The 22,753-nt window shown below is 69.3% G+C and carries 25 protein-coding genes and 2 pseudogenes; 17 read left to right on the forward strand and 10 right to left on the reverse strand.

Features of this window, described 5'->3' with window-relative positions:
- Window positions 1-217: 217 nt before the first annotated feature.
- From rpsP to GCU69_RS01400, 12 genes and pseudogenes are all read left to right on the forward strand, one after another.
- The gene (gene rpsP, locus GCU69_RS01345; RefSeq protein WP_098749774.1) at window positions 218-670 is read left to right on the forward strand and encodes a 30S ribosomal protein S16; all 453 of its coding nucleotides are present in this window, start codon (window positions 218-220) and stop codon (window positions 668-670) included.
- Window positions 671-672: 2 nt separating this feature from the next.
- Entirely contained in the window at window positions 673-909 is a 237-nt protein-coding gene (locus tag GCU69_RS01350) for an RNA-binding protein (protein WP_098749775.1), read from the forward strand.
- Window positions 910-1,194: 285 nt separating this feature from the next.
- The gene (rimM, locus tag GCU69_RS01355; protein ID WP_098749776.1) at window positions 1,195-1,746 is read left to right on the forward strand and encodes a ribosome maturation factor RimM; all 552 of its coding nucleotides are present in this window, start codon (window positions 1,195-1,197) and stop codon (window positions 1,744-1,746) included.
- The gene (trmD, locus tag GCU69_RS01360; RefSeq protein ID WP_156204902.1) at window positions 1,743-2,585 is read left to right on the forward strand and encodes a tRNA (guanosine(37)-N1)-methyltransferase TrmD; all 843 of its coding nucleotides are present in this window, start codon (window positions 1,743-1,745) and stop codon (window positions 2,583-2,585) included. The genes rimM and trmD overlap by 4 nt, the downstream gene beginning before the upstream one ends.
- A gap of 144 nt (window positions 2,586-2,729) precedes the next feature.
- On the forward strand, window positions 2,730-3,077 hold the full coding sequence (gene rplS, locus GCU69_RS01365) for a 50S ribosomal protein L19 (RefSeq protein WP_098749778.1): 348 nt from the start codon (window positions 2,730-2,732) through the stop codon (window positions 3,075-3,077).
- A gap of 45 nt (window positions 3,078-3,122) precedes the next feature.
- Window positions 3,123-3,923, forward strand: a complete 801-nt coding sequence (gene lepB, locus GCU69_RS01370; RefSeq protein ID WP_098749779.1) for a signal peptidase I — start codon at window positions 3,123-3,125, stop codon at window positions 3,921-3,923.
- Complete coding sequence (gene lepB, locus GCU69_RS01375) at window positions 3,916-5,043, forward strand: signal peptidase I (protein ID WP_156204903.1); 1,128 nt, start codon at window positions 3,916-3,918, stop codon at window positions 5,041-5,043. The genes lepB (GCU69_RS01370) and lepB (GCU69_RS01375) overlap by 8 nt, the downstream gene beginning before the upstream one ends.
- The gene (gene lepB, locus GCU69_RS01380) at window positions 4,994-5,884 is read left to right on the forward strand and encodes a signal peptidase I (RefSeq protein WP_408055745.1); all 891 of its coding nucleotides are present in this window, start codon (window positions 4,994-4,996) and stop codon (window positions 5,882-5,884) included. The genes lepB (GCU69_RS01375) and lepB (GCU69_RS01380) overlap by 50 nt, the downstream gene beginning before the upstream one ends.
- Before the next feature lie 58 nt (window positions 5,885-5,942).
- Window positions 5,943-6,674, forward strand: coding sequence for a signal peptidase I (lepB, locus tag GCU69_RS01385; protein WP_156204905.1), 732 nt, complete (start codon window positions 5,943-5,945; stop codon window positions 6,672-6,674).
- Between the two features lie 267 nt (window positions 6,675-6,941).
- Window positions 6,942-7,265, forward strand: coding sequence for a DUF2469 domain-containing protein (locus GCU69_RS01390; RefSeq protein ID WP_098749782.1), 324 nt, complete (start codon window positions 6,942-6,944; stop codon window positions 7,263-7,265).
- 289 nt (window positions 7,266-7,554) lie between these two features.
- Entirely contained in the window at window positions 7,555-7,923 is a 369-nt protein-coding gene (locus GCU69_RS01395; protein ID WP_098749787.1) for a YraN family protein, read from the forward strand.
- A pseudogene (locus tag GCU69_RS01400) lies at window positions 7,923-8,666 on the forward strand (magnesium chelatase domain-containing protein); the annotation flags it as partial. The gene GCU69_RS01395 and the pseudogene GCU69_RS01400, both read left to right, overlap by 1 nt.
- Window positions 8,667-8,731: 65 nt before the next feature.
- Here the strand turns inward: GCU69_RS01400 and GCU69_RS01405 are convergent.
- Window positions 8,732-8,959, reverse strand: a complete 228-nt coding sequence (locus tag GCU69_RS01405; RefSeq protein WP_176604498.1) for a GntR family transcriptional regulator — start codon at window positions 8,957-8,959, stop codon at window positions 8,732-8,734.
- Window positions 8,960-9,104: 145 nt separating this feature from the next.
- Here GCU69_RS01405 and GCU69_RS01410 point away from each other — a divergent pair, with 145 nt between their 5' ends.
- Window positions 9,105-9,419 (forward strand): hypothetical protein, encoded by a 315-nt coding sequence (locus tag GCU69_RS01410; RefSeq protein ID WP_156204907.1) that lies wholly within the window; start codon window positions 9,105-9,107, stop codon window positions 9,417-9,419.
- A 74-nt stretch (window positions 9,420-9,493) separates the two neighbouring features.
- On the opposite strand, the gene GCU69_RS01415 is transcribed toward GCU69_RS01410, so the two are convergent.
- The 8 genes from GCU69_RS01415 to GCU69_RS01450 all read right to left on the reverse strand — a co-directional run bounded on the left by GCU69_RS01415 (window position 9,494) and on the right by GCU69_RS01450 (window position 17,012).
- Window positions 9,494-9,739 carry a hypothetical protein gene (locus GCU69_RS01415; protein WP_156204908.1) on the reverse strand — a complete coding sequence of 82 codons (246 nt, stop codon included), beginning with the start codon at window positions 9,737-9,739 and terminating at the stop codon, window positions 9,494-9,496.
- Complete coding sequence (locus GCU69_RS01420) at window positions 9,736-10,197, reverse strand: hypothetical protein (RefSeq protein ID WP_156204909.1); 462 nt, start codon at window positions 10,195-10,197, stop codon at window positions 9,736-9,738. Before GCU69_RS01420 ends, GCU69_RS01415 begins: the two co-directional genes overlap by 4 nt.
- A gap of 188 nt (window positions 10,198-10,385) precedes the next feature.
- The gene (locus tag GCU69_RS01425; protein ID WP_156204910.1) at window positions 10,386-10,850 is read right to left on the reverse strand and encodes a hypothetical protein; all 465 of its coding nucleotides are present in this window, start codon (window positions 10,848-10,850) and stop codon (window positions 10,386-10,388) included.
- Window positions 10,850-12,466, reverse strand: a complete 1,617-nt coding sequence (locus GCU69_RS01430) for a phage major capsid protein (RefSeq protein WP_156204911.1) — start codon at window positions 12,464-12,466, stop codon at window positions 10,850-10,852. Before GCU69_RS01430 ends, GCU69_RS01425 begins: the two co-directional genes overlap by 1 nt.
- Window positions 12,467-12,609: 143 nt before the next feature.
- Window positions 12,610-12,870, reverse strand: a complete 261-nt coding sequence (locus tag GCU69_RS01435; protein ID WP_156204912.1) for a hypothetical protein — start codon at window positions 12,868-12,870, stop codon at window positions 12,610-12,612.
- Between the two features lie 265 nt (window positions 12,871-13,135).
- Window positions 13,136-14,578 carry a DNA primase family protein gene (locus tag GCU69_RS01440; protein ID WP_170315753.1) on the reverse strand — a complete coding sequence of 481 codons (1,443 nt, stop codon included), beginning with the start codon at window positions 14,576-14,578 and terminating at the stop codon, window positions 13,136-13,138.
- A 31-nt stretch (window positions 14,579-14,609) separates the two neighbouring features.
- Window positions 14,610-14,849, reverse strand: coding sequence for a hypothetical protein (locus GCU69_RS01445; protein WP_156204914.1), 240 nt, complete (start codon window positions 14,847-14,849; stop codon window positions 14,610-14,612).
- Window positions 14,850-15,428: 579 nt separating this feature from the next.
- On the reverse strand, window positions 15,429-17,012 hold the full coding sequence (locus GCU69_RS01450) for a recombinase family protein (protein ID WP_156204915.1): 1,584 nt from the start codon (window positions 17,010-17,012) through the stop codon (window positions 15,429-15,431).
- A 34-nt stretch (window positions 17,013-17,046) separates the two neighbouring features.
- Here GCU69_RS01450 and GCU69_RS01455 point away from each other — a divergent pair.
- From GCU69_RS01455 to GCU69_RS01470, 4 genes and pseudogenes are all read left to right on the forward strand, one after another.
- Window positions 17,047-17,940 (forward strand): annotated as a pseudogene (locus GCU69_RS01455) (YifB family Mg chelatase-like AAA ATPase); the annotation flags it as partial.
- Window positions 17,937-19,106, forward strand: a complete 1,170-nt coding sequence (gene dprA / locus GCU69_RS01460) for a DNA-processing protein DprA (RefSeq protein WP_235978135.1) — start codon at window positions 17,937-17,939, stop codon at window positions 19,104-19,106. The pseudogene GCU69_RS01455 and the gene dprA, both read left to right, overlap by 4 nt.
- 240 nt (window positions 19,107-19,346) lie before the next feature.
- Complete coding sequence (gene whiG / locus GCU69_RS01465) at window positions 19,347-20,183, forward strand: RNA polymerase sigma factor WhiG (protein WP_098749784.1); 837 nt, start codon at window positions 19,347-19,349, stop codon at window positions 20,181-20,183.
- Between the two features lie 113 nt (window positions 20,184-20,296).
- Window positions 20,297-20,836: a TetR/AcrR family transcriptional regulator gene (locus tag GCU69_RS01470; RefSeq protein ID WP_098749789.1), complete on the forward strand. Its 540-nt coding sequence runs from the start codon at window positions 20,297-20,299 to the stop codon at window positions 20,834-20,836.
- Here GCU69_RS01470 and GCU69_RS34675 read toward each other — a convergent pair.
- The gene (locus GCU69_RS34675) at window positions 20,817-21,212 is read right to left on the reverse strand and encodes a peptidoglycan DD-metalloendopeptidase family protein (protein WP_408055744.1); all 396 of its coding nucleotides are present in this window, start codon (window positions 21,210-21,212) and stop codon (window positions 20,817-20,819) included. The two genes, GCU69_RS01470 and GCU69_RS34675, sit on opposite strands and share 20 nt — an antisense overlap.
- Window positions 21,213-22,753 lie beyond the last annotated feature (1,541 nt).

Here is a 22,753-nt window from a genome sequence, read left to right on the forward strand (position 1 = left end):
GCCGTACCGGCCCGCGGCCGCCCCCCACGCGCGCGCGAAGCCGCAGGGCCGTACGGCGGTGCCGTCGCGATGTGGCAGAATGGACCGCTGAGTACTCGGCAGCCGGTCCGGACCCCTCTCTCCCTCGGCTGACGCGTCCATCGAGCACTCGAATCCCGCAACCCCACGCGGGAGACGTCATGCTCAAACTCGTCGTAGAGCAGGAGACACCACTCCCGTGGCAGTCAAGATCAAGCTGAAGCGTCTGGGCAAGATCCGGTCGCCTCACTACCGCATCATCGTCGCCGACTCCCGGACCCGCCGTGACGGCCGGGCCATCGAGGAGATCGGCCTGTACCACCCGGTGCAGAACCCCTCGCGCATCGAGGTCGACTCCGAGCGGGTCCAGTACTGGCTGAGCGTCGGCGCCCAGCCGACCGAGCCCGTCGCGGCGATCCTCAAGGTCACCGGTGACTGGCAGAAGTTCAAGGGCCTGCCGGCCCCCGAGCCGATGAAGGTCCCGGAGCCGAAGGCTGACAAGCGCGCCCTCTTCGAGGCCGCCGCGAAGTCGGGCGGCGACGAGCCGAAGGGTGAGGCGATCACCCCGAAGGCGAAGAAGGCCGACAAGAAGGCGGACGAGGCGGCTGCCGCCTCGGCTGACACCGCTTCCACCGAGTCGACCGAGGCCTGAGGATGCTCGAGGAAGCCCTCGAGCACCTGGTGAAGGGCATCGTCGACAACCCCGACGACGTGCAGGTCGCCTCGCGCAACCTGCGTCGCGGGCGCGTGCTCGAGGTCCGGGTCCATCCCGAGGACCTCGGCAAGGTGATCGGCCGCAACGGGCGCACCGCTCGCGCCCTGCGCACGGTCGTGGGCGCCATCGGCGGCCGCGGCATCCGTGTCGACCTGGTGGACGTCGACCAGGTCTGATGACGGCCGAGCTGCGGGGCCGGGGGTGGCGAGAGCCGCTCCCGGCCCCTTCGGCGTTCACAGCGCCTCCGCCCGTGACACAGCTCTTCCGCGCGCGAACCGCGAACCGCGAACCACGGACAGGGCGCAGCGGACGGACGGGGGGCAGCGGAGGCCGACCGCTCGCGAGCTTGAAGGCGCCTCGCGGTGCCACGAGAGCCCTTCGCGACCACGATCACGAGCCCTGACGCGGTAACACAGAAGCACAGAGCCCTTACGCGGTAACACAGACCCGGAGAACACACCGTGCAGTTGGTAGTCGCCAGGATCGGCCGTGCCCATGGGATCAAGGGCGAGGTCACGGTCGAGGTGCGGACGGACGAGCCCGAGCTGCGGCTGGGTCCGGGAGCCGTGCTGGCCACGGAGCCCGCCTCGGCGGGACCGCTGACCATCGAGTCCGGCCGTGTGCACAGCGGCCGGCTGCTGCTGCGCTTCGAGGGGGTCCGGGACCGCACCGCCGCCGAAGCCCTCCGCAACACCCTGCTGATCGCCGAGGTGGACCCGGAGGAGGTCCCGGACGACCCCGAGGAGTTCTACGACCACCAGCTCGTCGATCTCGACGTCGTCACCGCCGACGGCACCGCCGTCGGACGGATCAGCGAGATCGCCCACCTGCCGTACCAGGACCTGCTGGTCGTCCGGCGGCCGGAGGGCGGCGAGGTGCTGATCCCCTTCGTCTCCGAGATGGTCCCCGAGATCGACCTGGAGCAGCAGCGCGCGGTGGTCACCCCGCCCCCCGGGCTCCTCGACGACGCACAGGCCGAGATCGCCGGCAGCCGCGACGAGGACCGCGGATGAGGCTCGACGTCATCACGATCTTCCCGGAGTACCTGGAGCCGCTGAACGTCTCGCTGGTGGGCAAGGCCCGTGCCCGCGGCCGGCTCGACGTCCGCGTCCACGACCTGCGGGACTGGACGCACGACCGGCACAACACCGTCGACGACACCCCGTACGGCGGCGGCCCCGGCATGGTCATGAAGCCCGAGCCCTGGGGCGAGGCGCTCGACGCGGTCATCGCCTCCGGCACCGGGGACGGCGCCGGAGAAGGCGTGCGGGAACCGGTGAGCCCGGTCGTCGTGGTCCCCACGCCCAGCGGCCGGCCGTTCACCCAGGAACTCGCCGTCGAGCTCGCCGGGCGGCCCTGGCTCGTCTTCACCCCGGCGCGCTACGAGGGCATCGACCGCCGGGTCGTCGAGGAGTACGCCGAGCGGTACGAGGTCCTCGAGGTGTCCATCGGCGACTACGTGCTGGCCGGCGGCGAGGCCCCGGTCCTGGTGATCACCGAGGCCGTGGCCCGGCTGCTCCCCGGCGTGCTGGGCAACGCCGAGTCCCACCGCGACGACTCCTTCGCGCCCGGAGAGATGGCCGCGCTGCTGGAGGGTCCCGTCTACACCAAGCCGCCGGAGTGGCGCGGCCGCGGCATCCCGGAGGTGCTGCTCAGCGGGCACCACGGGAAGATCGCCCGCTGGCGCCGCGACGAGGCGTTCCGGCGCACGACCCGCAACCGGCCCGACCTGATCGTACGCGCCGACCCCGCCGCGTACGACAAGGACGACCGCAGGATCCTCGCCGAGCTCGGCTGGGTGGAGCGGGAGGACGGCCGATTTGGGCGGGCGGCCGGGGACGTGGAAGAATAGGCCGCTGTTGTGCGTCCGGCGTGCGCCCCTGCCACAGGGGGAACGACGCCCGCCCGCCGCGCCGCCGCCGTCCTCGGCGGTACCCCATCATCATTCCGACATACCGCTGATGACCTGTGGCATCAGCGAGGAAAGCAGACGGTCATGCACCTTCTCGACTCCGTCGACGCCGCGTCGCTGCGCACCGACGTCCCCGCCTTCCGCCCCGGCGACACCGTGAACGTCCACGTGCGCGTCATCGAGGGCAACCGCTCCCGTGTCCAGCAGTTCAAGGGCGTGGTCATCCGCCGCCAGGGCGCCGGTGTCCGCGAGACCTTCACGGTCCGCAAGGTCAGCTTCAGCGTCGGCGTCGAGCGCACCTTCCCGGTGCACACCCCGATCGTCGAGAAGATCGAGGTCGTCACCCGCGGTGACGTGCGCCGCGCCAAGCTGTACTATCTCCGTGAGCTGCGCGGCAAGGCCGCGAAGATCAAGGAGAAGCGCGACAGCTGACGTACAGCGGGTCCTCACCGCCGGGCCGGATAGGCTCTCCGGTCGATGGACACCGACGAACAGCTTCCGGAGCGCGACCGCTCTCCCGGCCCCGACGAGGGGCGGGAGCGGCGGTCGCGCTCTCTGCGTTCCGTGTGCTCCGCCCTGCTGGACCGCTGGTACGACAGCGGTCCCTGGCGGCGCGCGGGGATGCTCCTGGCCGCCTGCGCCCTTGTGCTGGCGCTGCTCAGCGCCTATGTCGTCCAGCCGTTCCTGATCCCGAGCGGCTCCATGGAGAACACCCTCCGCGTCGGAGACCGGGTGCTCGTGAACAAGCTCGCGTATCGTTTCGGCAACGAACCGCGCCGCGGGGACGTAATTGTGTTCGACGGCACCGGATCGTTCGTCCACGGCGGCGGGTCCGGTGGGGCGATGGCAGGACTGCTGCGGAAGACCGCCGCGGCGGTGGGACTCGCGGAGCCCGCGGAGACCGACTACGTCAAACGGGTGGTCGGGGTCGGCGGCGACCGGGTCACCTGCTGCGACGAGCGGGGGAGGATCAAGGTGAACGGCGTGGCCCTCGACGAGGATTACCTGCGGCCGGGCGACAGCCCGTCGAACGTGCCCTTCGACATTGCCGTTCCAGAGGGCAGACTCTTCGTCATGGGTGACCACCGCAGCGACTCACGTGACTCCCGCGACCATCTCGGCGAGCCCGGCGGCGGTACGGTGCCCGTCGACCGCGTCATCGGCAGGGCCGACTGGATCGGCTGGCCGTCCGACCGCTGGACCGGCCTCGGCGGAACACCCGCGTTCGACCGGGTGCCCGGTTCCGCCGGCCAGATAGCGGGCGGCGGGCGTGGGTAGCCGCGGCCGCCCCCGGTACGGCCACCACCGGGCCCCCGCCGACACCCGGCTGCCCACCGGCACCCGCCCCTCGGGCGGCAGGGTCACCGGAGGAAGGGCCGAGCGCCGCAGGACCGCCCGGCGCATCAAGCGCCGCCGCCGCAGGTCCGCGCTGAAGGAAGTGCCGATACTGATCACGGTCGCCCTGGTGATCGCGCTGGCGCTCAAGACCTTTCTCGTCCAGGCGTTCGTGATCCCCTCCGGATCGATGGAACAGACCATCCGCATCGGCGACCGGGTGCTGGTCGACAAGCTCACCCCGTGGTTCGGCTCGAAGCCGCAGCGGGGCGACGTCGTGGTCTTCAAGGACCCCGGGGGCTGGCTGGCGGGGGAGCAGTCCGAACCCGCCGACGACCCCGTGGTGATCAAGCAGGGCAAGGAACTGCTCACCTTCATCGGACTGCTGCCCTCCGCCGACGAGCAGGACCTGATCAAGCGGGTCGTCGCGGTCGGCGGGGACACCGTGAAGTGCTGTGACAAGGACGGCAAGGTCACCGTCAACGGCACCCCGCTCGCGGAGCCGTACGTGCACCCGGGGAACACGCCGTCCGACATGAAGTTCGAAGTGGACGTCCCGGCCGGGCGCCTGTTCGTCATGGGCGACCACCGGGCGAACTCCGCCGACTCCCGTTTCCACCTCAACGAGGCCGCCGACGGCACGGTCCCCGAGGACCTGGTCGTCGGCCGGGCCATGGTGATCGCCTGGCCGTTCGACCACTGGCGGCGCCTGGAGGAACCGGAGACGTACGCATCCGTGCCCGACGGGCGCGACGGCGCGACACCCGCGGCCGCCCCGGGTCCACGAACCGAGAGGCCAGGGGCTCATACTGGACACTCCGGGCCCGAGCCGGCCCGGGATGTGCAAGCGACGGTCCAACTCCCGACTCCTGCGGAACTCTCGCTCGTTATGGGAGTGGTGGGCCTGCGCCGTGCGCGGCTCAGGCGGCAGCGTGGAGTGAGGAGTAATTGTGGGGGATGTGGCGGTCGGCGCACGTTCCGGTCACGAAGAGCCCGGCGAGTCCGGGAAGCGGCTGGAGGACGGCCGGCGCGATCGGTCCGAGGACGGCGGCGGAGGCGATGACGGGGGAGAGATGGCGGGCAAGAAGCAGCGTTCCTTCTGGAAGGAACTGCCGATCCTCGTCGGAATCGCACTGCTGCTGGCCCTTCTGATCAAGACCTTTCTGCTCCAGGCGTTCTCGATTCCCTCGGACTCGATGCAGAACACCCTGCAGCGCGGTGACCGGGTGCTGGTGGACAAGCTGACCCCGTGGTTCGGCGGCGAGCCCGAGCGCGGCGAGGTCGTCGTCTTCCACGACCCGGGCGGCTGGCTCGGTGACACCGGGGCCACCGAGACCGGCGCCGTGGCGGGCGGTGTGCAGAAGGTGCTCAGCTTCATCGGGCTGATGCCGTCGGCCGAGGAGAAGGACCTGATCAAGCGGGTCATCGGAGTCGGCGGGGACACCGTCGAGTGCGCGAAGGACGGCGCCGTCCGCGTCAACGGCAAGGCGCTGGACGAGACCGACTACCTCTACCCGGGCAGCACCCCGTGCGGGGACAAGCCCTTCGGGCCGGTCACCATTCCCGACGGCCGGATCTGGGTGATGGGCGACAACCGGCAGAACAGCCTCGACTCGCGCTACCACCAGAACCTCCCGGGCGCCGGGACGGTCTCGGTGGACGAGGTCGTCGGCCGGGCGGTCGTGGTGGCATGGCCGGTCAACCGCTGGCAGGGGCTTCCGGTCCCGGGCACGTTCGACCAGCCCGCCCTGAACGCGGCCGGCGCGGCCGCTCCCGTGGCCCTCGGGTTCGCCGGGGCGGTGCCGCTCGTCCTGTGGCGCCGCCGCAGGCTGATCGCCCGGGAGTTCCCGGTTTCGCCGCAGGGCCGGGAGAGCGCGGCGGAGAAGGCCCAGCCGGGCGGCTGACCCCGGACGGTACCGCCGGGTAGGGTGCCGTCCCAGGTCTTCGATCCGGGGAGCCGGGATGAGCACAGCGGGACGTACGGCGGACGGCAGCGGCAAGCTGGGCGGCGTGCTGTCCGGAATCGCCGTCGCGGTCGGCTGCGTGCTGTTCCTGGGCGGGTTCGCCTGGGCCGCGCTGCTGTACCAGCCGTACACGGTGCCGACCGACTCGATGGCGCCGACCGTCGCCCCCGGCGACCGGGTGCTCGCCGAGCGCATCGACGGCGGTGAGGTGCGCCGCGGCGACGTGGTCGTCTTCACCGACGAGGTGTGGGGCGACCTCCCGATGATCAAGCGCGTCGTGGGGACCGGCGGGGACAAGGTCGCCTGCTGTGACGACGAAGGCCGGCTCACCGTGAACGGTGAGCCGGTCGACGAGTCGTATCTCCCCGGCGACGGCCCGGCCTCGCCCAGCACCTTCTCCGCGACGGTCCCCCGGGACAGCCTCTTCCTACTGGGCGACAACCGCGGCGCGTCACTGGACTCCCGGGAACACCTGGCGGACGGCGACCACGGCGCCGTGCCCCGGGCGGCGGTCAGCGGCCGGGTGGACGCCGCGGCCTGGCCGTTGGAGGACCTCGGGATGCTGCCCCGGCCCGCCGCCTTCGAGGGGCTGCCGGGCGGTGTGTCGGAACCCGGGCCGCTGCGGCCGCTCACCTGGGCCGTGGTCGCTGGTACGGCGCTGATCCTGGGCGGGGCCGCGTACGGCCCGGTCGCGAACCGGCGGCGGAGGAAGGCCCCGGCCCGCGCCTAGGCGGGCCGTGGCGTTCCGCGCGGCGGAAGCCCGGTACGCATGCGGGCTTCCCCCGGGTCCCCGCGCGCAGCGCTCACGGGGGAGCGGGGCACGTGGCGGCCGACCTCCGGGGAACGGGCGGCGCCCCGTGAGACGGTGTACCCGAACGGGTTCGCACAGCCGCTGCGCACACTGATCGACGAGAGTCCCCCCGGAGCGGGTCCGCGGCCAGGAGACGGCGCGGACCTGACGCACAATAGGGGGACGCACTGGTGAAGGGGACGTGGCATGAGCGCCGAAGACCTCGAGAAGTACGAGACCGAGATGGAGCTGAAGCTCTACCGGGAGTACCGCGATGTCGTCGGCCTGTTCAAATACGTGATCGAGACCGAGCGGCGTTTCTACCTCACCAACGACTACGAGATGCAGGTGCACTCGGTCCAGGGCGAGGTGTTCTTCGAGGTGTCGATGGCGGACGCCTGGGTGTGGGACATGTACCGGCCGGCCCGCTTCGTCAAGCAGGTGCGGGTGCTCACCTTCAAGGACGTGAACATCGAGGAGCTCAACAAGAGCGACCTCGAGCTGCCGGGGGAGTCCGGATTCAGCGAGTGAGGCGAGTGGGGCGCGCTGCGAGTGAGGCCGGCGGCTAGTGGGGCGCGAGGCGAGCGGGGCTTGCGGCTAGTGGGGCGCGTGAGGCGAGCGGGGCCCGCGACGATGGCACGTGAGGCGAGTGAGGCCCGCGGCCAGTGGGGCGCGTGAGGCGAGTGTGAGGGCCGCGAGTCCGCGTTTTCACCCCGGCGGGTGACCGCGTTGTCCACAACCAGCGAGTAGTCCACCGTTCCCGTCCAAGATCCACCGGGAATCCGGAGACCGGCCAGAGTCGGTGCCGGAGGTGGTGCCGATGAACGCGCGACGAGCGCTCGGCCGCTACGGGGAGGACCTGGCGGCGCGACGGCTGGCCCAGGCCGGGATGACAGTGCTGGAGCGCAACTGGCGCTGCCGGGAGGGCGAGATCGACATCGTCGCCAGGGACGGTGACGCCCTGGTGATCTGCGAGGTGAAGACCCGCCGCGCGGCCGGCTACGAGCATCCGATGGCGGGCGTCCACCGGCGGCAGGCGGTGCGGCTGCGGCGGCTCGCGGCCCGCTGGCTGGCCGAGCGCAGGCCGGGGCAGGGGCCGCCGCCGGGCGGGGTGCGGATCGATCTGGTCGGCGTGCTGCTCCCCGGCCGCGGCGCCCCGGTGCTGGAGCACGCCCGGGGGGTGTCCTGATGGGATTCGCCCGCACCTGCTCGGTCGCCCTGGTCGGCGTCGAGGGCGTGGTGGTGGAGGTCCAGGCGGACCTGGAGCCGGGGATGGCGGCGTTCGCGCTCGTCGGGCTGCCGGACAAGAGCCTGGTGGAGTCCCGTGACCGGGTCCGCGCCGCGGTCGTCAACTCCGGCGCCGACTGGCCGCAGAAGAAGCTCACCGTGGGACTCAGCCCCGCCTCGGTGCCGAAGGGCGGCAGCGGCTTCGATCTCGCTGTGGCCTGCGCGGTGCTCGGTGCCGCGGAGCGGATCGACCCGCGGCAGATCGCCGACGTCATGATGATCGGCGAGCTGGGGCTCGACGGCCGGGTCCGGCCCGTGCGGGGCGTGCTCCCGGCGGTGCTCGCGGCCGCCGAGGCGGGACACCAGCAGGTCGTCGTGCCGGAGCAGACCGCTTCCGAGGCGGCCCTGGTGCCGGGTGTCTCGGTGCTCGGGGTGCGCAGCCTGCGGCAGCTGATCGCGGTGCTCAACGACGAGCCGGTCCCCGAGGAGGACACCGGGCCGGAGAACGGACGCCCCGACCCGGCGCTGGCCGGGCTGACGCTCCCGGGGGCCGGCGCGGTCGCGGGGCTCTCCGCGCGGACTGCCGCGGGCGAGCCGCCGCCCGACCTCGCCGATGTCGCGGGCCAGCGCGGGGCGCGGGCGGCGCTGGAGGTGGCGGCCGCCGGAGGCCACCACCTTTACCTCAAGGGCCCGCCCGGCGCGGGTACACACTGAGGGAGACAGACTACCAGGGGGCGGCAAGATGCCCTCTGACCAGCGGAAACGGTCTCTCAGCGCTCCACTACGAAGGTCCCTAGTCCTACTTCGCCGCGCGTCCAACCCTCTTCGCGTACATGCCGCATCGCTTTCGCCGCTGTCGCGTTGACGACCCCGAACTCTTCGGCAATCTCAAGCGTCGACGGCACCCGGCTTCCCGGCGGATACGTACCGTCCTCAATCCGCCGGATGATCTCCGCTGCGATCTGTCGCCACAACGGGCGCGTGCGGTCAAGCTCCATGCGGCAAGCGTGGGTGTCCATGACTGTCCGCGCATCCGTAGATAACCGTGGATAACTGCGGGTACGCTGAGGCATAGAAACGCCCCGACACCCGCTGTGGACGGATGCCGGGGCAACGGCCGATCACGCTAGGAGTGACCGACGTATGAGCAACCCTACCGAGGCGATTAGCGGACTTAGGCGCCTGCCCTGGAAGACGGAGAGCGGCAAGCCCGCGTACCTCAGCGCTGACGACCCGAACAGCCTCCTTGCTGTCATGGCTGACACCGTTGAAGCCCAGATGCTTGCGAGCGCCGAAGAGGTACTTCGGTTCGCGCGGGATCTACTGGCGGGGGGCACCCCCCTCACTGCGGATGAGATCGCGTACACGGCTCAGCGGCTGACTGAATGTCTGGCCGATGCTGTACGGGTGGCGACGCTGCGCGGGGAACGCCTGCCGGAGCCCGTAGACGCGCCGTAGAAGCCCGCAGACGACGAAGAGCCCCGTACCTCCCAGCGAAGGGAAGTACGGGGCTCAGTCGCGCTCACAGCGCCTCAGAACACGTCCGGGTGGTCACCGGTCGCGTAGAACACGTCATCCATGCGGGCAAACCAGCCGTTGCCACGCTTCAACCACTTGCGTGGCTCACGGCCAATCTCAGCGGCGAAGAGCGCGGCGAAAGCCGGGTACAACTCATGGGAACGCACGTCCACTGAATGCCGGTCGCGCACGATCGTTGCGGCAATGTCGGCAATATCGTTGCTGACGCGGAAATCTTTCTTCGGCCCGTTGTACTTCACCGCGTCTCCCAACTTGCAGCCTCAGCCGCGTTGATCTCAGCAACCCGCTTGAGGGCAAGCCGCTTGATAGTGGCAATGTCGTCGTCTTCGCTGTGCGCTTCGCTCGATGGTGCTTCAAGGTCCCGCAGCGTATTGTGAACGGCGCTGAGATAGCGAAGGGCAGGATGCGCAACCTTCGCACCGGAAGCACCAGTGATTGTGAATCCGTCAGCGGCAACGTCAGCAATCAACATGTCCCACAGTGCGCGGGCAGCGTCGTAACGGTCGCTTCCCGGGGCTGACTCGCCGTCTCCCGGATTACCGGCCGCTGAGGGCAGCGGGATAACCCTGCCTTCCTTCTCGGCCTTCCTGGCGCGGTGCTCGGCCTTTCGGCAGTTCTCTGCGTGGTAGCGGGCTCCGCGTCCAGCGTCCAGCGGGATCGGCTCATCACATCCACGGAACGCGCATGTCTTCGTCATATGGTTGCCCCCTTTCAGGGTGTCGCGCGGTAGCCGTCGCACGGGGGAGGGGTGGCGACGGACGGCCGCGTTTTCCGAGCTGGGACCGGGATCGCTGAGAGCACTTCCGTTGAACTTTTGGGGTGCTCTCCCCTCCCGTCTCCGCTGCACGATGATGCACAGCGAATGCAACGGCGTGTGCAATCTCGTCAATCAACATTTGCGTTGCGACACGAGCGGCAGCGCGCAAGGAATCCGTCTCCGCGTCGTGCGGGCTCCGAATCATCGGGCAGCTTGTCGTGACGCACGTATTGAATCTTCTTGCACCCGGGACATGCGGCAGGCGCAACGCGAATGTTCTTGCCGTCTTCCCATTGCTTCACGCGTCCACTTGCGCGCATCCACGCTGGGCGCATCCACGAAGGCCATTCGTCCAGCGGAACGGACGCACCGGGAATGCTTCGCACAGCGCGCCATATGAGCGGCTGACGTGTTCCGCGATCGATGATGTGCGGACCTTTCACGCTGTGTGCCCACTGTTGCGCAATCAGGTATTCGGCAATGTCGTCGGGGCACTGCACACGCACACCGGCCGGAGCCGGGGCACCCTCAATGAGCACCCCGGCATCCAACTGGACGAACACGCGTCGCGCGCCCGGTACCTCAATGGTCATTACGCGGCGGCAATGGTCATCTTGACGACAGCGGCAGCGTTCGGAACCGCAATCGCAGCGCGGGCAATGGCGCGAACACCAAGACCGTCCTGAAAGAATCCGGCCTGATCGCTGGTCTCAAAGCGCGCGTCCTGGTTCCACACGGCGTAAACCTCATTCGCGTCGTAGACCAGCGTGGTGTTTCCGTCAAGGTACGGAGTGACCTTGACCGGCACGCCGAGAATGCTGCGGCTGATTCCGTCGGTGCCGGAGCCCGCACCCGCGCTGAGAAGCTGACGACCGGTCGAGTCGGTGAGCCCCTGGAGCTGAGCCCAACGAGTCGGGTTCATGACCACAACGGACGGAGTGGCGTTCGCCTCTTCGAGAAGGCCGAAAGCCTCAGCGAACGGGGAAAGGTCGGCGTACTCAAGGTCAGCGTTCACGAACGACTGAGTCTGAATGCCAGCGGTGTTGGCGATTCCAACGAATCCGTCACCTGCACCGGTGCCGGTCAGCGCCTCCTTGTCGAATCCCAGCGCCACACTCCGCAGCATGGACTTTGCGACCGGGTTCAGCGAAAGGCGGTCGCTGTCGTTGACAAGCTCATTCGAGAGCATGTCAGAAGTGGCGATCTTCTTCGGCACAACGGTGATCAGGTCGGCCGCGAAACCGCCGGTCGGCAGGTCGGCAAGCTCACCGACGAATCCCGGGGTGTAGTCAGCGGAAATGCGGGGGGTCTTCCACTCACCGGCCCGGGTACTGACACGCTGAACGCCCGAAGACATGACGACGGAAGCCGGGGTGAGAAGGTCAACGAAGTTCTTGCTGTACTCGGCCGGAGTGAAAGCCTGAGCGGTAGAAGTGGAAGTCAGGTTACGAGCCTCAGCAACCTTGCTGTGCAGAAGGTCACCGGCAGTGGTCTTGGCAGTCATACGAGCCCTTTTGGAATGGGTCTTCATGGTGAGCAGCGCGGAAGCACGCTCGTTGTCGGCGGCAAGCTCCGCGCGAATGGCGGTAGCGCGGTCAGCATCGCCGGAACGCTTCTCGCCGCTGTTCTCAATCTCGCGAAGCTCAGCGGTAAGAGCGGTCATACGGTCGGCATTGCGGGCAGCCTCAAGAGCGGCAGCGTCAACAGTGGCCATAGAGGTAACTCCTCGTTCAAGTGCACGCGCCGAAACCGACGCGTCCGGATATGCAGGGGTGAGCACGGGGCCGAGTTCGAAAAGGTCGAACTTCGTAACCGTGCGGTGCGGCAAGTCGCCGTCGTGATTCCACTCGTCAGCGAGAGCAACGAACGTGAACGAAGAACCGTAAAGGTCTCCGCGTTTTACAAGCTCGTGCACACTGCGACCAAGCTCCGTATCCGGTAGATCAATGTCGTACCGAATTCCGGTCGCGTCAGCGGTGAGACGAAGGGTGCCGGAACGGGTCCGGCCTAGAACGTTGTCGGCGTTGTGGTTGAACGTCGCCGTAATGTCGGCGTCCACATTCGCCCACGCGTCGGGGGCAATGGACTCGGTGAACATTCCGCCGATCGGCTCAGACACAGCGCCGAAGACAACGCCGTAACCGGTCAGCTTGCGGTCATCAGTGGTGGACGGTGCACGGGCTTGAGCGCGAGTCTCAATCTCTGCCAAGACAAAATCCTTTCCATGAAAGGGGTCGGCCGGCTGCCAGCGGAATTACTGGGCCGGAGTCTTTATCGCGCGCTGGACATACACACGGCACAGCGGCTTTATCGGGAACAGTGCGGCGACAGCGAGAAAGGCGAAAGTGAGCGTCACGAATTTCGCCAAGCCGGGTGCAGGTCTATCCCGCGCACAATGGGCGTTGTCCGCCCCTCCCGCACGTCGTAACCGGCGCTCTCAACCACAGCGGCAATCACGCTGACGTGTGGGCTGTGCGTGAAGCCCTGAGAGCGTCCCCAGCGGCTCACAGCGGCCTTGAGGACGTACAGGGGCAGCGCATGCCCGCTGTCGTCCACGGTGACGGCCCGCAGCGCGTTGAAGACGTAGTCACGCTCAACGAATGACACTTTCACGCGCTGCCCTTCCGAGAGTCGAAGACAGCGGCCATAGCATTACTCGTCTCAGCGGTAACGCAGTCGTCGCAGCGTTCCGGGTGCTTGCGGTAGAAGCGCGTAGGCACGCCGAATCCGCAACCGGAGCAAACACGGAATTCAACGGGCTTGCGGTAGCGGGTCCGCGCGTACGGGTTACGGCGGTCAACAATGTTCATTGGCTCGCCCCTTTCGGGTATGACAAGGGGCGAAGCTCAGCGGCTCCGCCCCTTGAGAAATCGATCTGTCAGCGCTGGAAAAGCTCAGGGGAATTGCTGTCGTCGTACTGCACCGGTCCGCCAAACTCAGGCATGAGCCGAATACCGGCATAGACGAACGTGCCGCCCCGCTTCACAGCCTTTACGCCGTTCCGTTCAAGCTCACGACTCACAGACTGAGGCTTGAACTTCGCGCTTGTGTCGCCGTTCACGTCACGCCACTTCTTCAATTCCTCGTTGAACAGCGACCGCTTCACCGGCTCCGCGCTGTCATCGAACGTGAAGAGTTCGTCAATCAGCGGTTTCAGCGGGTCTACTTCGTCCTTGTGGTGCTCTGTCGCAAGTTCGACGCTCACCGGATCAACCAGCCCTTCCGCGTAATAGCGCTTCGCGCCCTCAACAATCCACGCGGCAACGCCTTCGCGCTCCGGGCCCTGAATCGTCGGCTCTAGCTCACGGTCAACGCGCCCAGCGAAAGACTGGCCGAACAGAATCGCCTTCGTACGTGCCCACAGCGCAGCACCACCCGACGCGAATTCCGGCAGTTCGTTGGTAGCCAACACGAGCGTGAACTTCGGAGCAAAGGTGAACGTCTTCCCGCGAAGATGCCGCGCGTTGATCCGATCCCCGCCCGTGTAGTTCTTGAGGCGCGCAGTGTCCATAGGCACACCTGCATTACCTTCCTGGGCAACAACCATGCGCGCAGTTCTCAGCGACGCAATCAGCTCAGTGTGCGGCTCGTTGCGCGTCTTCTCGAACAGCGAGAAAGGCACGTCAAGCACAAGCTCATGACCGAACACGGATTGCATGGTGCGAATCGTCGTGCCCTTGCCGTTGCGCCCCTTCTCGCCGTACCAAACGCCTAGCACGTGATCGCGCGCTTCGCCGGTCACGCACAGCCCCAACCACGTTTGGTAGTAGCGCTGCAAGTCGGCGTCACCGGGAAAGACCTCTTCCACAAAGCGGAGCCAACGCGGAGCGACAGCGTCAGGGTTGTAATCCACCTGGGCGCACTGAGTCAGCATGTCCGCCGGATCATGCGGCCGAAGCTCACCCGTGCGAAGGTCTACCGTGCCATTCCGGAACGTCAGCAGGTACCGCCGCTCGTCCATAGCGTCAATGGGAACGCGGAACTCCCGCAGCGAACGCATTTCGCGCACGATGCCCGTGCGGTGAAAGTTGACCAGCATCTTGGAAATGGCGGAGCCCGCCCAACGCCGGTCACCCTCAGCGGCACGCATACGGTGAATCAGCACTTCGGAAGCATCCGTCACAGCCTGCATTGCGGCAGCGTCGTCGGAAGTTGCCTCCCATACGCGGCCATTCCAGCGGTACCAACCAATGTTCTCCGCGTACACGAGCGTGTTGCCGCAGTGGTCATGCACGAAGCGCGCAAAGTCCGTGTGCCGCACGTCGTCGCTGACGTCCAGCCGCTTAGCCTGCCGTGCCCAATACGAGTCGTCGTAAGTCAAGGTGAAATCCCTTTCGGATGATGCGAGTTGGTCAGTCAAGGAACGCGTCAGCGGCACGGGAACTCTTCGCCTCAGTGCGCTTCACAGCGGGAAGCTCTTCGCCATTCCCCGCGTACAGGTCGCGCTTGAAGTTGTTCGCGTCAGCCGTAGCGGCAGCGAGAGCAAGCGTCGCGTGTACCTGGGCGATAGCGGCCATTTCAGCGGAGTCATACGCGCTGTGTGCCTTGTCGGCGTACTTCTCGGCAAGCTTGTAGTGCTCATATCCGTTCATGGGTGATGCCTCCATGTGATGCCTACCGGACAGCGGGAATGCCGACCGGCTAACCCACGCGCTCAGCGCGGGAAGTCTGGGAATGCAAAAACGGCCCTATCCGGGGAATCAACGCAACGGGGCATCACTACCGTTACGAAGACTCAACCCGGATAGGGCCGTCTCTGGAGCGTGGTATCAACCGCCACGCGGCGGGGCTTAGGGGTGCGGACCGTATGTGATGCCGTCCGCCGTGCTATGGGTACTAGAGCGCAAGGGATTCCCGCGCTCTCATACAGTCTCTAGCGAGTCGATTGCCTGCTAGGGGCACTAGAGCGCAAGGGGTTCCTGTCTGTGTTCAAGGGAGTCGGCAACCCGCGACAGCGAAGGGGGACGCGCTGAGCGTGTGGGGCAATTCTGATGCCCCCTGATCATTACCCCTATGCGTATTAGAGGGTTTGGGTAGAGGGGCACTGAAAATGCCCCAACGTGCTTCGCGTCCCTACCCGCTGTCTGAGCGCCCCTCAGCGCCGTTCTGCGGGCACGACGAAGCCCCGGCAAGCTCAGTGGCCTACCGGGGCTGTGTTCGTCGCTCAGCGCCTAGTACGTGGCGCCTGCCCGCCGCTCTTCCGCAACGAGCGCTTCACTGCGGGCAATGCCCTCAAGCTCCGCTTCCGCCGGATCATCGAAATGCACTCCCACGCTGACGCGCTCCGGGTCCCACTTCCGCCCCTTCGTCGTTGGGGCAACGTTCGCCCGGACGTGCATGGACAGCAGCAACAGCCGTTTCCCCGCTGTGTCGGCGTTCGCCCAGCGCTGGGCGACGGTTTCGCCGGTCGGTACCCACTTCCATTCGGGTTCGGTCACGGGCTCCGCCTGAGCATCTTCTAGGGCTTCCTGCCGTGCTTCAAGCTGTCCCAGTACGGCAGTCTGAGCGGCGCCCCTGAGCCCCGGCAGCACAGCGGCAAGCTCTGCGATATCGGATTGCAGCTCTTCAATCGCTGCGCTCATGTCGTTGCCGCCGACGAGTACCCGTTCCGTGTAGGGCATCTTGCCGAAGGTGCGGAGAAGCCACGTTTCAACTTCGGCTTCAAGCTTCTCAGCGTTGACGGAAATACCGGGGCACTTGCCTTCGTCCCGCTGACGCTTGTACCGCGCGGCCCCACACGTGTACAGGTCCATGCGCTTGCCCTTGTACTCGCGTGAGTTGTAGTACAGCCCTTCATTACACAGCGGGCACCATGCGACGTGAAGAAGCATTGTTGCCTTTCGGCGCGGCCTTCTCGTCTCGACGCCGTTCGCGTCCAACGTCGCCTGTAGCGTGCGCCATTCGTCGTCGTCAATCAGCGCGGGACCGACCTTTACGGGGCTGCCGTCAGGGTTACGAACAACGCGGCGTTCGGCACGCTTTCCCTGTACGCGGTATCCGCGCAGCACTTCGGACCGAAGGTGTTGGTACAGCGCGGAATAGGTCCACTTCGCGCGTTCGCCGGTCAGCTCTTCCCCGCGCTGAGCCTTTCGGTAGTCACCGGGGGAGAGTTCGCCGGAGTTGTTGAGCCTTTCTACTTCGGCGCTGAGCGTGTGCCCCTCGTTGATCCGCTGAATGACGTTGCGGAGAACAGCGGCAGCGGGCTTGTCAATGTCGAGCCGCTTGTTTCCTTCGCTGTCCGGCACGACCTTGAACCCGTAGGGTGCCGCTCCGCCGAGCCATTTGCCACCGGCGCGGAGTTCTACGCGGCTCCGAAGAATGCGCTGTTGGATTGTCTCGCGCTCAAGCTGGGCGAAGGCAACCATGAGCGTGACGACGAAGCGCCCATACGGGCTTGTGAGGTCGGCCTGCCCCTGAACGTCGGCAAGCGTTGTGCTGAAGGTGTCGAGAGTTTCGACCAATGCCGCGAAGTGGCCGGTTACGCGAGAGAAGCGGTCAACGCTGCGGGCAACGACTACGTCAATGCCGTGAATGGCAGCGAGGATCTTGCCGAAGCCTTCCCGCTCCTCCGGCCGAATGCTGCCGCTGACGCCAATGTCATGGGCGACAAGCACGACTTCATATCCGCGCAGATTGCACCATGCCCGCGCGTCGGCCTCTTGCGTTGCGATTGACGTTGACGCGTCGTCGTCGCGCGATAGGCGACAATAAATAGCGGCGCGGAGCGGGTTGCCGTTCTGCTGAGCTGGAATCACTGCCGAACTCTCCTTGTGTCTCGGTCAGTATGTCCCATCGGGAGCAGGCAAGACGATGCTGGCCGAGCGGCTCCCGGCGCTGCTCCCGCCGCTCACCCGGCAGGAGTCCCTGGAGGTCACCGCCGTCCATTCGGTCGCCGGCATCCTCCCGCCGGGCAAGCCCCTGGTGGACACGCCGCCGTACTGCGCGCCGCACCACTCGGCGACCATGCCGTCGCTCGTGGGCGGTGGCAACGGCCTGCCGAGACCCGGAGCCGTGTCCCTGGCCCACCGGGGAGTGCTGTTTCTCGACGAGGCGCCGGAATTCAGCGTCCGGGTCCTCGACGCGCTGCGCCAGCCGCTGGAGTCGGGACATGTCGTGGTGGCCCGCAGCGCCGGAGTCGTGCGGCTGCCGGCACGGTTCCTGCTGGTGCTCGCCGCCAATCCGTGCCCGTGCGGACGGCATTCACTGCTCGGCTCCGGCTGCGAGTGCCCGCCATCGGCGATCCGGCGCTATCAGGCCCGGCTGTCCGGGCCGCTCCTGGACCGCGTCGACCTGCGGATCGAAGCGGAGCCGGTCAGCAGGGCGGAGCTCACCGGCCGGACCGGGGGAGGGGAGTCCACCAAGCTGGTCGCGGAGCGGGTGCGGCTGGCGAGGGAGCGGGCCTCGGCGCGGCTCGCGGACACCCCGTGGCAGCTCAACAGCGAGGTTCCCGGACATGAGCTGCGCACGCGGTGGCGTCCGGCCCCGGGGGCGCTGGGGGAGGCCGAGCGGGACATGGAGCGCGGACTGCTCACCGCCCGTGGCCTGGACCGCGTTCTGCGGGTCGCGTGGACGGTCGCCGATCTCGCCGGACGGGGACGGCCCGAGGCGGCTGACGTGGCGCAGGCGCTGCAACTGCGCACCGGCGTGCAGCGCGGTGCGGTCCCCGCGGGAGGGCCGTTGTGAGCGGGCCGGGGACGAACGACGAGCGTGCGGACGCCCGGCTGGCGCGCGCGGCCCTCACGCGGGTCGCCGAGCCGGGGGACGAACTGGTCGGCCGCTGGACGCGGGAGCTGGGCCCGGTCGGGCTGATGCGGCTGCTGAGGGGCGGTGGCGATCCTCCGTCGGCGGTCGGTGCCCAGCGGCTGGCGGGCTACCGGGCCAGGGCCGCCCGCGTCGACCCGGCGGCCGACCTGTCGGCGGCCCGGTCGCTGGGCGCCCGGCTCGTCTGTCCCGAGGACCACGAGTGGCCCGGGCAGCTCGACGACCTCGGTGACGCCCGGCCCGTCGGGCTGTGGGTCCGCGGGAAGCCGTCACTGCGGCTGTGGGCGCTCCGGTCGGTGGCCGTGGTCGGGGCCCGGGCCTGCACGGAGTACGGAGCGCATGTCGCCGCGTCGCTCGGTGCCGGGCTCGCGGAGCGCGGCTGGGTGGTGATCTCCGGTGCGGCGTACGGCATCGACGGAGCGGCGCACCGGGGGGCGCTCGCCGCGGGGGGTGCGACGGTCGCCGTCCTCGCCTGCGGGGTCGACCGGGCCTATCCCCCGGGGCACACGGAGCTGCTGCGGCGGATCGCAGAGCAGGGGCTGCTGGTGTCCGAGCCGCCGCCGGGCGCCCATCCGACACGCAGGGGTTTCGTGCTGCGCAATCGCGTCATCGCGGCGCTCGCCCGGGGCACCGTCGTCGTCGAGGCCCGGTACCGCAGCGGCTCGCTCGTGACCGCCCGCCGGGCGCAGCGGCTGGGACGGCTGTCCGCGGGTGTGCCGGGGCCGGTGACCTCGGGGCTCTCCGCCGGGGTGCACGAACTGCTGCGCGGTGAGGCCACAGTGGTCACGGACGCCGCGGAGGTGATCGAACTGGTGGGCGGCATGGGTGAACTCGCCCCCAGCCGGCGCGGCCCGCTGGTCGCCCGTGACCTGCTGGACCCGCCGGCCGCCCGGGTGCTGGAGGCGCTGCCGGCCCGGGGCGGCGCGGACATCCGGCAGCTGGCCCTGGAGGCGGGCACCGGGACCGATGAGACGGTGGCGCGGCTGTACGAGCTGCTGTCGCTCGGTTTCGTCGAGCGTCAGGGCGAGCGCTGGCGGCCGGTCACTCCGCAGGGCGGTTCTTCGGACGTGCCGCGAGGCGGTCCTTGACCTGCTGCGATCGGGTGAAAGGGTTGGTGGCCCCGACCGCACCGGCAGTCTTCGTGCTCCGCTCGCGGCCGGAGGGCCGCGGGACCGCCGTAACCCGGGGGTGCGGTCAGCGGAACGAATCTGCGCATGGGATAACCTCCAGTCTTCGCACAATGCGACTGTCCAGTCACGCTACGCTCACGGGGATCACCAAGCAGACCGACGTTTTCACCCTGACGGCAGAACGGCTCAAGGCGACGAATGCCCCAGCACACCTCCGGGTCTGACCGCGCGACGGTGCCACCCGCCGCCCGCGGCAGCGTGCGCCCCGCCGCTCCCTCCTCGCTCGACGAACTCTGGCGGTCGTACAAGGAAACGGCCGACGAGCGGCTGCGGGAGCAGCTGATCCTGCACTACTCGCCGCTGGTCAAATATGTGGCGGGGCGTGTCAGCGTCGGTCTTCCGCCCAATGTCGAACAGGCCGACTTCGTCTCCTCCGGCGTCTTCGGACTCATCGACGCCATCGAGAAGTTCGACCCCGAGCGGTCGATCAAGTTCGAGACGTACGCGATCACCCGGATCCGGGGAGCCATGATCGACGAACTCCGGGCGCTGGACTGGATTCCGCGGTCCGTGCGGCAGAAGGCCCGTGCGGTCGAGCGGGCGTACGCCACCCTGGAGGCGGCGCTCCGCCGCAGCCCCTCCGAGACGGAGGTCGCCGCGGAGATGGGCATCGAACTGGAGGACCTGCACCAGATTTTCAGCCAGCTCTCCCTGGCCAACGTGGTGGCCCTCGAGGAACTGCTGCACGCGGGCGGCGAGGGCGGCGACCGGCTGAGCCTGATGGACACCCTGGAGGACACCGCTGCCGACGACCCCGTGGAGGTCGCCGAGGACCGCGAACTGCGCCGGCTGCTGGCGCGGGCCATCAACACCCTGCCGGACCGGGAGAAGACCGTCGTCACGCTCTACTACTACGAGGGGCTCACGCTCGCCGAGATCGGCCAGGTCCTCGGCGTCACCGAGAGCCGCGTCAGCCAGATCCACACCAAGTCCGTGCTCCAGCTGCGGGCCAAGCTGGCCGACGCCGGACGTTGAGCCGGACCGTCTCCCGCCCGTCTCCCGCGAGGTGGTCGCCAGCCGCCGCGGGCTCTCCGTACAGTGGGTGGGTGCCAAGGATTCGAGCGGCCTCCGTGGCCGAGCACCGGACCATGCAGCGCGGCGCCCTGCTGGACGCCGCCCGATCCCTGCTGTCCGAAGGGGGAACGGAAGCGCTGACCTTTCCCGCCCTCGCCGAGCGGACGGGGCTCGCGCGCTCGTCCGTGTACGAGTACTTCCGGTCGCGGGCCGCGGTCGTGGAGGAGCTGTGCGCCGTCGACTTCCCGGTCTGGGCATCGGAGGTCGAGGCCGCCATGGCGGCGGCCGGCACACCGGAGGAGCGGATCGAGGCGTACGTGCGGCGACAGCTGGCGCTGGTCGGTGACCGGCGGCACCGGGCCGTCGTGGCGATCTCCGCGGGAGAGCTGGACGCGGGCGCCCGGGAGAAGATCCGCGCCGCCCACGGCGGACTGATCGCACTCGTCGTGGAGGCGCTGGGCGCGCTCGGTCACCGGCAGCCCCGGCTGGCCGCGATGCTGTTGCAGGGAGTCGTCGACGCGGCGGTCCGGCGCATCGAACTCGGCGCCGCGGAGACCCCGGAGGAGATCACCGAGGCCGCCGTGGCCATGGCGCTCAGGGGTGTACGGGGCTGACCCCGGCTGTGCCGGGGCCGGGCTCCGGCACGCCGTGGACCGGCAGCAACCGGGACCGGCCGCCGAGCAGCATCCAGTCCGGCAGCAGGCCGAGCGGGTCGAGATAGTCCTCCCCGCGCAGCAGTCCCCAGTGCAGACAGCCGCCCGCGCAGTGGAACGGTCCGTCCGCGAGCACGCCCACCTCCTCACCCGCCGCCACCCGGTCGCCTTTGGCCACCTGCGCCCGCACCGGCTGGTACGTGATCCGCAGCGGAGGGTCGCCGGTGCCCGTCAGCTCGACGGTCACCACACTGCGGCCCGCGACCTGCCCCGCGAAGGAGACCCGTCCCGCCGCGGCGGCCCGGACCGGGGCGCCGGGCCGCGCGGCCAGATCCACCCCGCGGTGCCCGGCGGCGTACGGGCCGGCCGGTGGCTCCCAGCCCCGCAGGACCGACGGTCTCCCGGCGCGCCCGCTCCGCCCGGGAGCCGTGCTGTCGCCGGTCACCGGCCAGGCGCGGGATCCGGCCGGACCAAGGGCGCCGTCCGGCCGCTCCGGAGTTCCCGGCGCCGGTCCGCGCGCCGCGGCGGGGACGGCCACCGCCGGGGGGACGGCTACGGCCGGGAGCGGCGGGGCGGCGGTGGCGGATTCCGCCGCTCCGGGCCGCGCGAGGCCCGGGAACGGGGGCGCCGCCGCCGGTCGCGGGGGAGTCGCTGTGGCGGGAGCTGTCGCGGGGAGTGGCGCCGGAGGGAGCGCTGTCGACGGCAGGACTGCCGCCACCAGCAGACCCGGCAGCAGCAGGCGCGGCACCGGCCGGCGCCGCAGCAGCAGGCGCGGCAGGAGCAAGCCCCGCAGCAGCCGGCGCGGCAGCAGGAGGCCCTGTGAGAGCACGCTTGACGAGAGCAGGTCCGATGAGAGCCGGTCTGGCACGAGCACGCCCGACGAGAGCCGGCCCGGTGGGGGCAGGTCCGACGGGAGCGGGCCGCCCGGTGGGAACGGGCCAGGCAGGTGCCGGCCCGGCAGGCGCTGTCGCGGCACGCGCCGGCGCGGCAGGGCGCGGCATCTCCGGAAGAGCGAGCGGAGGCGCCGGAGCCGCAGTGGCCCGGCTGTGGGCATCGGGGGTACGGGGCGGCGCCCGTTCGGTGGTTGCATGGCACGACGCTGCCCGACCGGGGCTCCGCCCGGGGGATCATGGTCCGATTCTGTGGACAACCGGCCGGTTGTGGACAACCCCGTCCACGTGGTCCGGGGCGCGGACCCGCTTTCGCCCCTGCCCCCGACATCGTTCACACCCCGGCCATCCGCACCGGTCTGGTCCCGCCCGCCGCGCCTCACCTCCGGCACGTTTCCGCTCCGGCCTCCCCGGCTCCGTTTCGTTCCGGCCGCCCGAGTGCTCCGACCCCGGCTGCGCTTCCGCCGCGGCTCCGCTGCCCCCTCGCCCCGCCCCGACCCCGGCTCCGCTGCCCCCTCGCCCCGCCCCGACCCCGGCTGCGCTTCGGACCCGACGGCGCCCCGACCCCGGCCCCGCCCGGGCCCCCCGAGTCTTCCACCCCACCTCGACCTGCCCCTGACTCCGCCCCCGGCCCCGGCTGCGCCCCGATCCCGATCCCGGCCCCGATCCCGATTCCGATCCCGGCTCCGCCTCGGCTTCGCCCCGGCTCCGCTCCCGTCCTCTCCGGCGCGCCGCTCCCGTGGTCGGTGCCTGCACCAGATCTGCCATCCGCTCCCGCCGTCGGTGCCCGCACCAGACCCGCCGTCCGCTCCAGCCGCCCGCGCCTCGGCGCGCGGCCTCCGCCGTCGTGCGGCGCCTCACCGTCGCCCGGCGTCCGCCGCGCGGCGGACGCCCCATCGACTCTCCCCCCGCCGCCGTCGGCCTCCGCCTCCTCGGCCCCGCCGCCGTCGGCCTTCGCCTCCTCGGCCCCGCCGCCGTCGGCCTTCGC

Origin of the sequence: Streptomyces lycii, assembly GCF_009735685.1 — a bacterium.
Classification (GTDB): domain Bacteria; phylum Actinomycetota; class Actinomycetes; order Streptomycetales; family Streptomycetaceae; genus Streptomyces; species Streptomyces lycii.

What these genes read in the sequence shown, in the direction of transcription:
- trmD (WP_156204902.1), top strand. Translation starts at nt 1,743, where the DNA reads ATGAGGCTCGACGTCATCACGATCTTCCCGGAGTACCTGGAGCCGCTG.
- rplS (WP_098749778.1), top strand. Translation starts at nt 2,730, where the DNA reads ATGCACCTTCTCGACTCCGTCGACGCCGCGTCGCTGCGCACCGACGTC.
- GCU69_RS01420 (WP_156204909.1), bottom strand. Translation starts at nt 10,197, where the DNA reads ATGACGAAGACATGCGCGTTCCGTGGATGTGATGAGCCGATCCCGCTG.
- GCU69_RS01395 (WP_098749787.1), top strand. Translation starts at nt 7,555, where the DNA reads ATGAACGCGCGACGAGCGCTCGGCCGCTACGGGGAGGACCTGGCGGCG.
- GCU69_RS01390 (WP_098749782.1), top strand. Translation starts at nt 6,942, where the DNA reads ATGAGCGCCGAAGACCTCGAGAAGTACGAGACCGAGATGGAGCTGAAG.
- whiG (WP_098749784.1), top strand. Translation starts at nt 19,347, where the DNA reads ATGCCCCAGCACACCTCCGGGTCTGACCGCGCGACGGTGCCACCCGCC.
- GCU69_RS01470 (WP_098749789.1), top strand. Translation starts at nt 20,297, where the DNA reads ATGCAGCGCGGCGCCCTGCTGGACGCCGCCCGATCCCTGCTGTCCGAA.
- GCU69_RS01405 (WP_176604498.1), bottom strand. Translation starts at nt 8,959, where the DNA reads ATGGAGCTTGACCGCACGCGCCCGTTGTGGCGACAGATCGCAGCGGAG.
- lepB (WP_098749779.1), top strand. Translation starts at nt 3,123, where the DNA reads ATGGACACCGACGAACAGCTTCCGGAGCGCGACCGCTCTCCCGGCCCC.
- lepB (WP_156204905.1), top strand. Translation starts at nt 5,943, where the DNA reads ATGAGCACAGCGGGACGTACGGCGGACGGCAGCGGCAAGCTGGGCGGC.
- GCU69_RS01425 (WP_156204910.1), bottom strand. Translation starts at nt 10,850, where the DNA reads ATGACCATTGAGGTACCGGGCGCGCGACGCGTGTTCGTCCAGTTGGAT.
- GCU69_RS01350 (WP_098749775.1), top strand. Translation starts at nt 673, where the DNA reads ATGCTCGAGGAAGCCCTCGAGCACCTGGTGAAGGGCATCGTCGACAAC.
- GCU69_RS01410 (WP_156204907.1), top strand. Translation starts at nt 9,105, where the DNA reads ATGAGCAACCCTACCGAGGCGATTAGCGGACTTAGGCGCCTGCCCTGG.
- GCU69_RS01445 (WP_156204914.1), bottom strand. Translation starts at nt 14,849, where the DNA reads ATGAACGGATATGAGCACTACAAGCTTGCCGAGAAGTACGCCGACAAG.